This window comes from Sorangium sp. So ce295 (assembly GCF_051527405.1).
Taxonomy (GTDB): Bacteria; Myxococcota_A; Polyangia; order Polyangiales; family Polyangiaceae; genus Sorangium; species Sorangium cellulosum_B.
In genome coordinates, this window is the sequence record NZ_CP150324.1 from 1662097 (window position 1) to 1675679 (window position 13583).

General features: G+C 71.3%; 8 protein-coding genes. 7 read left to right on the top strand and 1 reads right to left on the bottom strand.

The annotated features are described in order from the left end of the window. Positions 1-478 precede the first annotated feature (478 nt). The 4 genes from WMF11_RS06260 to WMF11_RS06275 all read left to right on the top strand — a co-directional run bounded on the left by WMF11_RS06260 (position 479) and on the right by WMF11_RS06275 (position 6535). On the top strand, positions 479-2290 hold the full coding sequence (locus WMF11_RS06260) for a protein kinase domain-containing protein (protein ID WP_437976781.1): 1812 nt from the start codon (positions 479-481) through the stop codon (positions 2288-2290). 111 nt (positions 2291-2401) lie between these two features. Further along, positions 2402-3394, top strand: coding sequence for a DUF362 domain-containing protein (locus WMF11_RS06265; protein WP_437976782.1), 993 nt, complete (start codon positions 2402-2404; stop codon positions 3392-3394). Positions 3395-3399: 5 nt separating this feature from the next. Beyond that, positions 3400-5328 carry a 4Fe-4S binding protein gene (locus WMF11_RS06270; protein ID WP_437976783.1) on the top strand — a complete coding sequence of 643 codons (1929 nt, stop codon included), beginning with the start codon at positions 3400-3402 and terminating at the stop codon, positions 5326-5328. A gap of 49 nt (positions 5329-5377) precedes the next feature. Further along, positions 5378-6535 (top strand): hypothetical protein, encoded by a 1158-nt coding sequence (locus WMF11_RS06275; RefSeq protein WP_437976784.1) that lies wholly within the window; start codon positions 5378-5380, stop codon positions 6533-6535. Positions 6536-6590: 55 nt separating this feature from the next. Here the strand turns inward: WMF11_RS06275 and WMF11_RS06280 are convergent, their stop codons facing one another. Further along, complete coding sequence (locus WMF11_RS06280) at positions 6591-8228, bottom strand: ABC transporter permease (protein WP_437550136.1); 1638 nt, start codon at positions 8226-8228, stop codon at positions 6591-6593. A 219-nt stretch (positions 8229-8447) separates the two neighbouring features. On the opposite strand from WMF11_RS06280, the gene WMF11_RS06285 reads away from it, so the two are divergent. The 3 genes from WMF11_RS06285 to WMF11_RS06295 all read left to right on the top strand — a co-directional run bounded on the left by WMF11_RS06285 (position 8448) and on the right by WMF11_RS06295 (position 13525). After that, the gene (locus tag WMF11_RS06285) at positions 8448-10346 is read left to right on the top strand and encodes a protein kinase domain-containing protein (protein WP_437976785.1); all 1899 of its coding nucleotides are present in this window, start codon (positions 8448-8450) and stop codon (positions 10344-10346) included. 52 nt (positions 10347-10398) lie between these two features. Next, positions 10399-11781: a CCA tRNA nucleotidyltransferase gene (locus WMF11_RS06290; protein ID WP_437550139.1), complete on the top strand. Its 1383-nt coding sequence runs from the start codon at positions 10399-10401 to the stop codon at positions 11779-11781. A gap of 358 nt (positions 11782-12139) precedes the next feature. After that, positions 12140-13525: a hypothetical protein gene (locus tag WMF11_RS06295; RefSeq protein ID WP_437550141.1), complete on the top strand. Its 1386-nt coding sequence runs from the start codon at positions 12140-12142 to the stop codon at positions 13523-13525. Positions 13526-13583 lie beyond the last annotated feature (58 nt).

Genomic DNA, 13583 nt, shown 5'->3' on the forward strand with positions numbered 1-13583 from the left:
GGTACGGGACGTGGACCCCTGTCGCCCTGCCGCGAAGCTCCCGCATCTCGCGCGCTTCATGACCCGCTCTCGGCGGCTCGTGGTGCGAGAGGGCGGGCGTCTCGGGCTCAGGTCCTTGTGGAGGGGAGTCCGAGCCAGGGCTCTCCGGAATGGATGCCCCGGATTGCCGCTCCGGACGGGGTGTCCGGCGCCACAACCCAGGGGAGGTCGAAACGCCAGCGCCGGCGGCGCCTTCGCCAGCGGCGCCGGCGATGCCGCTGGAGGGCTGAGCGGCAGGCGAGGGGCTCGCCTCGTCGCGGCAAGCGATCCAGAGCGCGAGGCCGGGGCACAATCCACACACCGGCGGCGCAACGGCGCGAACGGGTGAGCCCCCCGGCGCCTCCGCCAGCCCCCCTCGAATAAACGCCCCGCGCCGGCCGTCTTCCGTCCGCCGGCTTCTTTCTCAGCGCTCGCTGCTTCCGCTACTCTGGCAATCGCTGTGCCGCCCGTCGACCCCAACCTCCGCACCACGATCGTCCACGCGTTCGCCGTCACGGTGGCGGATCCGTCCAGCCTGGTGCGCACCACGTCGCGCGGCGGGAGCGACGACCCCGCGAGGAGCAGCAGCCGCGGCCCCTCGATCCTCCCCGAGGTCGGCCAGATCGTCGGCGGGCTCTACCGCCTGGGGCGCCTGCTTGGGCAGGGCATGTTCGGCAAGGTGTACGTCGCCCAGCGGATCGACGTCCCCGAGCACCAGGTCGCCCTCAAGCTCATGCCCCGCTCGCTGTACGCGATGCGGAACGTCGAGCGAGAGCTCGTCATGCTCGCGACCGTCGGGCACCCGCACGTCGTCCAGCTGAAGGACCACGGCATGAACGCCGACTACGTGTGGCTCACCATGCCGGTCTACGAGGGCGAGACCCTCGCCCAGCGCCTCGAGCGCAGCCCCCTCGCCCTGCGCGAGGCGCACGACATCTTCCTCGCCGTCGCGCGCGGGCTCGAGGCGCTCCACGCCGCCGGGCTCCGGCACCAGGACGTCAAGCCCGACAACATCTTCCTCGCCAGGTTCGCCGGCCGCGTCCACCCCATCCTGCTCGACCTGGGCGTGGCCGCGGAGCGAGAGGCCTCCTTCTGCGCCGGCACCGCGCTCTATGCCTCGCCCGAGCAGCTCCGGGCGCTGAACGGGTTCCCCGGCGCCGTGCCGCTCTCCGAGAAGATGGACACGTACGGGCTCGCCACGACCCTGCTCTACTCGCTCGTGAACCCCAGGGACTTCCCGGGCGAGTCCGCGCAGAGCCGCACCGAGCTCGCCGAGTCGCACGACGTCCGCGCCGACAAGCCGCTCGCCGACAACGCGCTGCCAGACCTCACCGGGCGCCCGCGCGAGATGTTCCAGGCCGCGCTCAGGCGATGGCTCGCGATCGATCCGAACGAGCGCCCGACGATGACCCAGCTCGCCGAGGAGCTCGACGTGCTGCTCGAGCCGGAGCGCGAGGCGGAGCGCGAGGCGGAGCGGCTGCGGATCAAGCAGAAGACGTCCTACCTGCGCGCGCGGATCGCGGCCGGCGCGCTGACCCTCGTGGGCTGCGCGGTCGTGCTGCTCGGCTTCTCGAAGCGCGAGACCCTGCGGCTCGCGAACGAGCTCGAGCAGGCCCGCCAGCGGGGCGCCGAGTCGTTCGACAAGCTCGACACCTGCGTCGCCAGCCACCAGATCGCCCAGTCCGAGGCGATCGCGTGCCGCGGCGCCCGCGATCAGGATCGCGCGGATTTCAACGCGACGCTGGCCACCCTCCAGAAGAGCGGCTCCACGTCGGAGGCCGAGCACGCCCGCGAGATCCAGGTGCTGCACGCGACCCAGGCCGCGCGCCTCAAGACCTGCGAGGACAGCGCAGCGGCCGCGCAGAAGGCGGCCATGGACGAGCGCGCGCGGCTCGCCGAGGTCGAGAAGGCGCGCGCCGCCGTCACCGCCGAGCGCGACGAGGCCAGGGCGCTCGCCGACCAGCGCTCGGCGGACCTCGCCAACGCGGCGCAGCTGCGGGCCGCGTGCGACGCGGAGCGCGCCAGCTGTTTTGCAGAGCGCGATCGCCTGAAGGCCGACCCGTACGAGCCGGACGAGCCCGCCACCCCGCCGCCCTCGCCGCCTGCGCACGCGCCGCCCGCCGCGAGCGGCGCGCCGCCGCAGGCGCCGCAGGCGCCGCAGCCGGCGAGCACGGGGGCTTCCCCCGCCGCAGGCGCTCCGGCGACGCCAGCGGCCCCAGCGGCCCCAGCGGCCCCGGCGACCCCGGCGACGTCCACTGCGGCTCCTCCTTGAGCGCCGTTGCTGGAAGCGCCGGGAGGCGGCGCCCATCGCTGCCGCCAGGCCACCTCTGCTTGTGGCGACCGCCCGGGGAGGCTATCCGTAGGTCCAGGGAAGGCGAGGGCCATGAGTGACATTTCTCGACGTGAAATGCTGCGTCGGCTGAGTGCGGCGGGCCTCGTCCTCGGGGGCGCGGGGGGGCTCGCGGCGGTCCTGTGGGACCGCGGCGGCAGCGCCGCCGTCGCCGCCGAGCGCCAGCAGACGCGGGACTACCGGCTCCGCGACGCGCCCGCAGGGGTGCCGGAGCTCGTCGTCGCCCGCGCCGGCGCCGAGGCGCTCGCCGCGGGCGCCCCGGACCCGGCCGCCCTGGTCCGGAAGGCGGTCGACGCGCTCGGCGGGATGCGCCGCTTCATCTCGCGCGGCGACGTCGTGGTCGTGAAGCCGAACATCGGCTGGGATCGCACGCCGATCCACGCGGCCAACACGAACCCCAAGGTCGTGGCCGAGGTGGTGCGCCTCGCCTACGACGCCGGCGCCAAGACCGTCATCGTGACGGACGCCTCGTGCAACGAGCCGAACCGCTGCTTCCAGCGCTCCGGCATCTGGAAGGCCGCCTACGACGTCGGCGGGGAGGTCGTCATCCCCGCGGCGCACCGCTTCCGCGGCATGCGCCTGAAGGGCGAGGTGCTCGACGACTGGCCCGTCTATACGCCGCTCGTCAACGCGGACAAGGTCATCAACGTCCCCATCGCGAAGCACCACAACCTGTCCAAGTACACCGGCGCGATGAAGAACTGGTACGGGGCGCTCGGCGGCCGGCGCAACCGCCTCCACCAGAACATCGACGTGTCGATCGCCGATCTCGCCACGTTCATCCAGCCGACGCTCACGATCGTGGACGCCGTCCGCGTCCTCATGCGCAACGGGCCGCAGGGCGGGAACGTCGCCGACGCGAAGGACATGCACACCGTGATCGCGACGACCGACCAGGTCGCCGCCGACGCGTACGGCTGCCAGCTCATCGGCCGCAAGCCGGAGGAGATCCCGTACCTGAAGATGGGCCACGACCGGGGCCTGGGCACGATGCACTGGCAGAACCTGCGGCTCGCCGAGGTGTAGTAGTCATGGCAAACCTCGATCCGACACCGGCCGCGCCGGCGCACCGTGAACCGGCGGCAGGAGCGGCCGTGGAGCCCGCGAAGGCGAGCGCGGCGCCGAGCGCGGCGCCGCCCGCCGCGCCGAGCGCGACGCCGCCCGCCGCATTCGCGAAGGAGGCCCCCTGGGGCGCGCTGTTGCGCACGTTGCGCAAGGCCGGCGCGATCGTCCGGCCCGCCCCGAAGCGCCGGTCCGGCTCGGGGCTGCCGGCGCGCAAGGTGATCCAGGTGCTCGTCTGGGTGCGCCGCGCCGTGCAGGCCGGCTGCCTCGGGCTGTTCCTCTACTTCCTGTTCCAGACGGGCTTCCGCGGCTCGTTCGCCTCCGCCGAGGCGCGGGTGCGCCTGCCGCTCCCCGTCGAGGGCTTCCTCCTCGCCGACCCGTTCGTCGGCGCGATGACCCTGCTCTCGACGCACACCGTCTACCGCGGCCTGCTCTGGTCGCTCGGGATCCTCGCGCTGACGCTCGTCTTCGGGCGCGTGTTCTGCGGCTGGATCTGCCCCTTCGGCACCCTCCACCATTTCTTCGGGTGGATCTTCCCGTCGCGCTACGGCAAGGGCGGCAAGCGCGTCGAGGCGAACAAGACGTACACGCGGCAGCGGGTGAAGTACTACCTGATGTACGCCTTCCTCGCGGCGAGCGCGACCGGCAGCGTGATCGGCGGGCTGTTCGATCCGATCTGCGTGGCGGTCCGGGCCATCGGCCTCGCCGTCATCCCGGCCGCGCAGTACGTCGCCGCCGTGGTGACCGGCTCCGCGGCCACGACCGGGAGCCGGCCGGTGCAGCTCGCCGCGGATCACGCGCAGGATTTCCTGGCCGCGAGCGTGTGGCAGACGAAGCAGTTCTACTTCCACCACACGTGGTTCGTCGGGATCCTGTTCGTCGCGATCCTCTTCATGAACCGGTTCATCCCGCGGTTCTGGTGCCGCGTGCTCTGCCCGCTCGGCGCGTTCCTCGGCGTGTTCGCGCGCTTCGCGCTCTTCGGGATGCAGAAGGATCACGCGAAGTGCACCGACTGCAACCTGTGCCTCGTGCACTGCCAGGGCGCCGACTCGCCCCAGGGCGGGGTGAAGTGGCGGCAGGACGAGTGCCACATGTGCCTCAACTGCGAGAGCGCCTGCCCCGAGGACGTCATCAAGTTCCGCTTCCTGCCGAACCGGAAGAGCGCCCTCGTGACGCCCGACACGGGCCGCCGCACCGCCCTCGCGACCGCCGCCGCCGGCGCGGTGATCATCCCGACGGCGCGCATCGCCGACGTGCTCGACGCGAACTACGACCACCGCGTGATCCGGCCGCCGGGCTCGGTCGAGGAGCGCGAGTTCCTGGAGCGCTGCATCCGGTGCGCGGAGTGCATGAAGGTCTGCCCCAACAACGCGATCCACCCCGCGTTCTTCGAGGCGGGCATCGAGGGGCTCTGGACGCCGATCGTCATCCCGCGCATCGGGTACTGCGAGCACTCCTGCGTCCTCTGCGGCGACGTCTGCCCGACCGGCGCGATCCAGAAGATCACCGAGGAGCAGAAGATGGGCATCGGCCAGAAGCCGATCTCGATCGGCACCGCGTTCTACGATCAAGGGCGCTGCCTGCCGTGGTCGATGAGCGTGCCGTGCATCGTCTGCGAGGAGTTCTGCCCGACGTCGCCCAAGGCGATCTGGGTCGAGGAGGTCGACATCCCGAAGCGCGAGCCGGTGGCGGCCGAGCACGGCAAGGAGCCGCCGATGAAGATGGTCCACGTGCAGCGTCCGCACGTCGATCCGTCGCTGTGCATCGGCTGCGGCGCGTGCGAGAAGGTGTGTCCGGTGCAGGACAAGCCCGCGGTCTACGTGACCAGCGTCGGCGAGACCCGCTCGAAGACGAACGTCATCCTTCTCGAGGACACGGACTACAACAAGGCGTCTTGACCGCGCACGCCGGCTCCGCGCGGCGGGACCACGACAGGAGGCAGCTCGGGTGCGCACGCTTCGCTTCTACGGAACCTTCTCGCTCGCCGCGCAGCTGGCGCTCGCGGCGCTCGCCGGCTGCGGCGAGCGGTTCACGGCGGCCGGCGCGAGCGCCACGTCCACGTCATCGAGCGGCGGCGAGGGCGGCGCCGGCGGCGACGGGGGCGGGGGCAGCGGGGGAGGCGGGGGAGGCGGTGGCTCGGCCTCGTCGTCGGCCGCGTCGGGCGGGGGCGGCGAGGGCGGCTGCGGCGCGTGCAAGGACGGGGAGTTCTGCACGGCCAGCGAGACGTGCGTCTCCTGCGCGGCCCGCGGCGGCGTGCTGTCGTTCGGCGCGCTCTCGGAGGTCGAGGTGGCGGGGGCGATGCCCGCGTTCCCGCGCGTGCGCGCGGAGACCGGAGAGGGCGAGGCGACGCTCCGGCTCGTCTACACGGCGAAGTTCGGATCGGACGACACGAAGATCGCCACGGCCACCGGGCGGCCCTGGACGGCCGGCGAGGTCGTCTCCAGCTTCCTCGTCGACGCCGAAGGCCAGGAGTCGGGCCCGCTCCTCCTGCCCCTGGACGCGCCCTCGCCGCATGACGGCTTCCCTGCGGGCTCGCTGCTCTTCGACCGCCTCCCCCCCGCGCCGGGCAGCCTCCCGCTGCTGCACGTCGCGGATGGGCTGGGCGCGACCCAGGCGGACACGCTCTCCGCGCTCAACCCAGACGGGGGGAGCCGCTCGGTGGCGGTCGCCCACGGGCAACGGCCCTCGTACCGGTACTGGTTCATGAACACGCACCAGGACGGCGGCGGGAACACGAGCCGGCTCGTCACGAAGCGCGCGGAGGACGCGGAGGTGCAGGTGCTCGACATCCACCTGCCAGGCGACTGCCCCGCGCAGGGAGACGACCTCGCCCCGTGGGTGACGCCCGACGGCCGCCTGCTCTTCTTCCAGGCGCCCTACAGCGCGCGCGGCGAGTGCGAGGAGGCGTCGGTGCTGCGGAGCTTCTACGTGGCGCTCGGGGACGACGGGCTGCCCCTGGACGAGCAGCCGGCGAGGATGCTGCTGCCCAACCTGGACCCGAGCGTCGCCGTCATGACGCCGTCGCTGTCCCCGGACGAGTGCACGCTCTACCTGGCGTCCGACAAAAACGGGCAGCAGAAGCTCTACGCCGCCTCTCGGCGGTAGGCCGCGCGGCGAGCAGGCCCACCTCGGGCCTGCAGCCGCGCGGGGAGGCAGGGGCTCACTGCGCGCGGAAGCCCTCGGCGGGGCGGAGGCGCGCGGCGTAGAGGCTGGGCACGATCGTGGCGGCGAGGCAGATGAGGATGGCGATGCAGCCCGTGATGATGAACTCCTGCGGGCGCGCCTGGACGGGGAGGCGGGAGATGAAATAGACCTTCGGGTCGAGCGGGAAGCCGTACACCAGGAGCCCCTTGCACACCGCCACGCCGAGCAAGAGGCCCAGCGTGGTGCCCGCGACGCCGATGATCCCGCCCTGGTAGAGGAAGATGCGCAGGACGGCGCCGTCCGTCGCGCCCATCGCCTTGAGGACCGCGATCTCCTTCTTCTTGTCGAGCACCACCATGATCAGCGTCGCGATCACCGTGAACGCGGCGACCACGATGATGAGCGCCAGCACCGCGCTCATGCCGATCTGCTGGATGCGCAGCGCCGTGAAGAGCCCGTGGTTCAGCTCCTCCCAGTCCATCGTGTAATAGAGCCCGCTGCCGAGGAGCTTGCTGATCTCGCGCGCGATGCCGCTCGCGCTGTCGATGTCGTCGACCTTCATCTCGACGCCGGTCACCGTGTCGCCCTGGTCGTAGAACGCCTGCGTCTCGTAGAGATCGGCGTACGCCAGCTTGGTGTCGTACTGCTCGAAGCCGGCCTCGAAGATCGCGATGACCCGGAATCGCTTGGCGACCGGCGGCTTGATGGCGCCGTTCGCGAACGAGAAGCCGATCGTGGGCGAGGTGACAGTGACGCACTGGCCGAGGTCGAGCGACAGGTTCTTCGCCAGTGCGGCGCCGATCACGATGCCCGGCATCCTGGCGATCTGCTCCTTGTCGGCGCAGGGGTCCGGATCGACCTCGGGCGGCAGCTCGTCGTCGTCCGGGAGAACGCTGCCATAGCCGCCCTGCGGCTCGATCGCGCCCCGCGGGGCGCCCTCGTCGAGCGCGACCTCCGCCTCCTCGGCCCCGGCGCCGGGCGCGCCTTCCGCCTCGGCCGCGCGCGCCGTCGGGGGCGCGAGCGCGGCGTCGCGCGCGGCCGCGGCGCGCTCGTCCTCGAGGATCCGGGCCTCGTAGGCCTTCAGCAGATCGATCTCGGCGCCCGCGTCCGGCGCGAGCGCGCCCCGCGCGCCAGCGTCCGGCTCCAGGAGGGGGACCTCGGGCAACGACGGCACGGCGCGCTCGGCGGGCTTCGAGCCAGGGCGCCGCAGCCCGGCGAGATCGCCGCCCGGGAGGATGTGACGGGGCAGGTCGAGCACGGCCGTGGAGGCGCCCTCGGCCCCCACGCCGAGGCTCCTGGCCGGGTCGACCCCCTTGACCAGGACGCCGGTCGCCGTCGCGTCGCCGTGCGTCAGCATCATGGGGTTGATGCTGAACGGCGCGACGCCGACGACGCCGGGAACCTTGGAGACCTGCTCCATGATCGAGCGGTACTCACGGAAGTCCGTCGAGTACTTGATCACCAGGACGTGCGCGTTGACGCCCAGGACCTTCTCGCGGAACTCCGCCTGAAAGCCCCCGGTCACGCTCATCACGGTCGCGAGCGCCGCGACCCCGAGCGCGACCCCGAGGATCGCGAACGTGGTGCCGACCGAGATGAACGCCCGCTTCTTGGAGCCGAGATATCGCAGCGCGACCTCGATAGGGTAGCTCATCGCGGTGCCCTCCTAGCAGAACGCGGCGCGCGCGGCACGCTGGGCCGCCATCGTCGGCGGTGGGCCGACACGCCGTCGACTCGCCGCACTCGCCGCGCTCGCCGCGCCCTTTCGCGCGCGGGGTCCGCATGATCTCGCTTCCCGGACCGAACGCCTGCTAGAATCCAACCCTGTCGCAGCTGCCGGCATGTGGCGTGCACTTCTGCCCGCGAGCCTTTCATGAGCGCCACCAAAAACGAGCACCACACCGCGCGCAGCAGGGTCTTCAACGCCGAGGAAGGCGCGCTCGAGGAGCCGCCCCCGTCGCGCCCCAAGAGCGCGGCGGGCGGTCCCCGCTCGTCCGGTGTCGCGGCCGCGTTCGCGCCGTCCTCCATCGAGCCGAGCGGCGCCGACGACGACGTGCCGGTGGAGGTCGAGCTGCGCCCTTCGTCGAGGCCCTCCAGGGCAGGGTGGGTCGAGGGGCCCGCGAGCGAGGTGCCGCCGAGCTTCCGGGCGCCGCCGCCGCTGCGCCAGATGGCCCCGCGGTTCGGGCGGCAGAGCGAGCCCGACAATGACGAGATCAGCGGGCGAACGAGCCCGGTGCCGATCAGCGAGGGGGAGCCTTCCCTGGAGATCCCGCCGCCGGACGAGGTCGAGCCGCGCGAGCGGCGGCCGCCGGGCGCCAAGGACCCTTACATCGGGACGACCTTCGATCACCGGTACAAGATCGAGCGGCTGCTCGGCGAGGGCGGGATGGGGTTCGTCTACCTCGCCCGCCACAAGGTCATCGACAAGCGCGTCGCGGTGAAGGTGCTCCGCGCGGAGCTCGCCAGGGACCGCGAGATCTTCGAGCGCTTCGTGCAGGAGGCCCGCTCCGCGTCGAGCATCGGCAACCCGCACATCGTGGACATCTCCGATTTCGGCGACCTGCCGGACGGCTCCACGTACTTCGTCATGGAGTACCTGGAAGGCGTGAGCCTGGCGCAGCTCATCGACTCGCCGAACGAGCTGCCGATGGATCGCATCTGTCACATCGCGCTGCAGCTGTCCGCGGGGCTCGCGGCCGCGCACGACGCCGGCATCATCCACCGCGATCTCAAGCCGGACAACGTCTTCGTGGTCGCCCGCGGCAGCGATCCGAACTTCGTGAAGATCCTCGACTTCGGGATCGCGAAGGTGTCGACGAGCACGACGACCAAGCTGACGCGCGCCGGCGCGGTGTTCGGGACGCCGCACTACATGTCCCCGGAGCAGGCCGCGGGGGCGCCCATCGATCACCGGACCGACATCTACTCGCTCGGCGTGATGCTCTACGAGCTCGTGAGCCGCCAGCTCCCGTTCAACGCCGACAACTTCATGGGGATCCTGACGCAGCACATGTACAAGGCGCCGGTCCCCATCCGCGCGCTCGTCGGCGGCCCGGACTGCCCGCCCGGGCTCGAGGCGGTGATCCTGAAGTGCCTCTCCAAGAAGCCGGAGTCGCGCTACCAGACCATGAGCGATCTCCACGCCGACCTCGAGCAGGTGAGGTGCGGGGGCGTGCCGGGCGCGGTCGCGGAGATGATGGCGCGCTCGGGCGGCTTCAACGTGCCGCACGATTACTTCAAGACCTCGAAGGTGATCGTCCCCGCGACGCCGCCGTCGCCCCCGCGCTCGCCTTGGCCCCGCTACGTGTGGGTCGCCGGGGCGGCGGCCGCGGTGGGGATCGTGACGGCGATCTTCGTGATCGGCGCGAGCGGGTCGGCCAGGGACAACGCCCAGAAGGCGCAGAAGCCGCCGGTCGAGGCGCCCGCCAAGCCGGCGCCCCCCGAGCCGCCGCCGGTCCAGAAGACGGTGGTGGCGCTGGCCGCGGTGCCGGAGACGGCGGTCGGCTACCGCAACGGCGTGGAGCTGAAGCTGCCGGCGAGCATCGACGTGGAGCAGGGGCAGACGGTCACGATCGACATCCGGGCCGAGGGGTACCAGCCCAGCACGGTGGTGCTCGACGGCACCGAGCCGAGCAAGCTCGTGAAGCTCGAGGCCGACGAGAAGAGCGGTCCGAAGGCGAGGCCCGGGACGGGACGGCCGCCGGCGGTGCCGACGACCCGGACCCCCAAGAACCCGGATGTCCGGGACCCCTGGGCTCACCCGAAGAAGTGAGCGTGCGCTCGGCGGGGGCCCTGCTCGCCGTGCCCCGTGATAAGCCGCAGGCGTGACCCGGATCGATCACCTCATCGAGGCCGTCCCCGAGGACGTGCTCGGCATCTGTCGCCGCCTCCGCGAGCGCGGCAAGCGCGGCTGGATCGTGGGCGGCTGCGTGCGCGACCTGCTCCGCGGGCAGGACGCCAAGGACTGGGACGTCGCGACCGACGCGCGGCCGGAGGAGGTCGTGGCCGCGTTCCGGAAGGTGATCCCGACCGGGATCCAGCACGGGACGGTGACCGTCCTCGTGCGCGGCGTGCCGTACGAGGTCACGACCCTGCGCGGCGACGGGACCTACAGCGACGGCAGGCGGCCGGACCGGGTCGAGTTCGTGGACGACATCACCGCCGATCTCGCGCGGCGGGACTTCACCATGAACGCCATCGCGATCGATCCGGTGGACGGGCACCTCATCGATCCGTTCGGCGGGAGGAGCGATCTCGAGGCGAAGGTCATCCGCGCGGTCGGGGATCCGGGCGAGCGGTTCGCCGAGGACGGGCTGCGGGTGCTGCGCGCGGCGCGCTTCGCCGCGACGCTGGAGGGCACGCTGGACCCAGAGACCGAGCGCGCGATGGGCACAGCGCGGTCGCACCAGACGTTCCGCTGCGTGAGCGCGGAGCGGGTGCGCGACGAGTGGCTGAAGGCGATGCGCGCGCGCCGCCCGAGCGTGGCGTTCGAGATCATGCGCCGGACGGAGCTGCTGGCGATCACCTGCCCGGAGATGATCGAGTCGGTCGGGTGCGAGCAGAACCGATGGCACGCCTACGACGTGTGGGGGCACGCGATGGCCTGCCTCGACGCGTGCAAGCCCGAGCCGATCCTCCGCGTGGCGGCGCTGATGCACGACATCGGGAAGCCGAGGACGCGCGAGTTCTCCGACAAGACGAAGGACTACACGTTCTACGAGCACGAGCGGGTCGGGGCCGAGATGGCCGACCCGATCCTCACGCGGCTCCGCTTCTCGAACGACGAGCGGGCGCGGATCGTGGCGCTCATCCGACACCACCTGATCTGCTACGACGACACCTGGACGGACGCAGCGGTGCGCCGCTGGCTCCGCCGGGTGACGCCGGCGCTGGCGCCGGATCTCTACGAGATCGGCTTCGCCGACGCGCTCGGCAAGGGGCGCGAGGCGACCGAGGACATCGCCACGATCGGGCGGCTCCGGGAGCGCGTGGACGCGCTGCTCGCCGCGGGCGCGGCGCTCTCGGCCAAGGATCTCGCCGTGAACGGCAATCGATTGATGAAGGAGCTCGGCATTCCGCCGAGCCGGCTCGTCGGCGAGCTCCTGGAGCGCCTCGTCGAGCTCGTCACCGAAGAGCCCGAGGCGAACACGCCCGAGCGCCTGCTCGCGGCGGCGCGCGAACTCGTCGCCTCGAAGAGCGCAGTCTAGCCCCTCCCCATCGCAAAGTTGCGACTCCCGCCGCCGAGCGGCCGAGGAGAGCGGTCAGGATGGCTGTGCGCCGCGCTCGCTGTGTGTACCCGAGGGTGGTCTCGCCGGGCTGCCCTGGGGCCGCCGCGTCGTGCGGCGCTCCGGTTCACCCGCCCTCGGCCATGTCCTCGCTCCTTTGGTGAGCCTGTCCCAGAGGGCGAGTCGACCGGTCGTGGACAAGGTACCTGGACCGACAACGGTGGTCGGTTGTCTACCTCATGTCGGTCTGGATTATTTCATGACGATCGCGTCCACTGGGACGTGAGTCTGGTAACCTCGGTCGCTGCGCATTGTCGCGTTCCCCAATTTGGAGGTCATTTTGAAGCTCTCGACGAAGACGCTTGTTGGGCTGGTTGGTCTGGGTTTGCTTGCGGCGGCGGCAGCCATCGGTGGGTGCTCCGGCGGGGGTGGTGAGGCGAACCCCGGCAACAGCGGCTCTGGAAGCGGCAGCGGCGGCAGCGGCAGCAGCGGCGAGACGTCCGGGAGCGGGCTCGGGGACGGCGGTGAGTTCGATGTCGACGCAGGGGCCGGGGACAAGGACGCGTCGCTCAACGGCGATACGGCGTGCGTCGCGACCCGATTGCAGGCCGATTACGAGCAGCGCCCGGCCGACATCATCTTCATCATCGACAACTCGGAGAGCATGAAGGACGAGATCAACAGCGTCCAGCGGAACATCAACCAGAACTTCGCCTCGATCATCGCGGCGAGCAAGATCGATTTCCGCGTCATCATGCTATCGAGGCACGGCAGCTCGGACCTGGAGCAATCGGTCTGCATCGAGGCGCCGCTCGGCAGCGGGAGCTGTTCGCCGGTCCCGTCGATCCCGAACACCAATCCACCGCACTTCTACCAGTACAACCTGGATATCAGCAGCCTCGACTCGCTCTGCATGGCGATCGACACGCTGAAGGGCGCGATCCAGCCCAGGGGAGAGACCGCGTCACCCGGGTGGTCGCAGTGGCTGCGGGAGGACTCGCTCAAGGTGTTCGTCGAGATCACCGATGACGGCGTCGACTGCACGACGAAGTCGCTCGGCGCGAGCAAGACGGCCGTCGACGAGGGGGCTGACATCAAACTTTACGACCTCGACGACGATCTGCCCGAGAACGAGAACGTCGCCGGCGGCACCCTCTCGGCAGAGACCTTCGACGCCGCCCTCATGGCGGTCGCGCCGGAGTTCTTCGGCTCGAAGGACGCGCGCAACTACAAGTTCTTCAGCTTCGTGGGCATCAAGGAGAACGACCCAATCACCGCCCCCTGGCCGCCGGAGGCGCCAGCCACCTGGGAGCAGTGCCGGCCAGACTCGGTCGATCCCGGGACGACCTATCAGGTCCTCAGCGTCATGACCGGCGGGCTGAGGTACCCGATCCAGCAGCACGCCACCTACGATGCGGTGTTCCAGGCCATCGCAGACAGCGTGATCTCGGGCGCCAAGCTGTCGTGCGAGATCGAGGTGCCCAAGGCGCCGGATGGACACTCGATCGACCTGAAGACGGTGCAGATCGAGTTCACGCCGAGCGACGGCGGGCAGAAGAAGACCTTCTCCCAGGTGAAGAGCCTCGAGGAGTGCGCCGGGGCGACCTCGTCCTTCTACATCGAGGAGGGGCAGATCAAGCTGTGCGAGGACACGTGCGCCATGGCGGCGCAGGACAACACCGCGGGCATGGAGCTGCTCTACGGCTGTTCGGTCAACCCGAACTGAGCGAGGAGGCGCTCCCGGGCGCGACACCCCGGGAGCGCCGCCATTGCGGGGCGTCCGG

Coding starts and splice junctions, on each gene's coding strand:
- WMF11_RS06265 (WP_437976782.1), top strand. CDS start 2,402: ATGAGTGACATTTCTCGACGTGAAATGCTGCGTCGGCTGAGTGCGGCG.
- WMF11_RS06270 (WP_437976783.1), top strand. CDS start 3,400: ATGGCAAACCTCGATCCGACACCGGCCGCGCCGGCGCACCGTGAACCG.
- WMF11_RS06280 (WP_437550136.1), bottom strand. CDS start 8,228: ATGAGCTACCCTATCGAGGTCGCGCTGCGATATCTCGGCTCCAAGAAG.
- WMF11_RS06285 (WP_437976785.1), top strand. CDS start 8,448: ATGAGCGCCACCAAAAACGAGCACCACACCGCGCGCAGCAGGGTCTTC.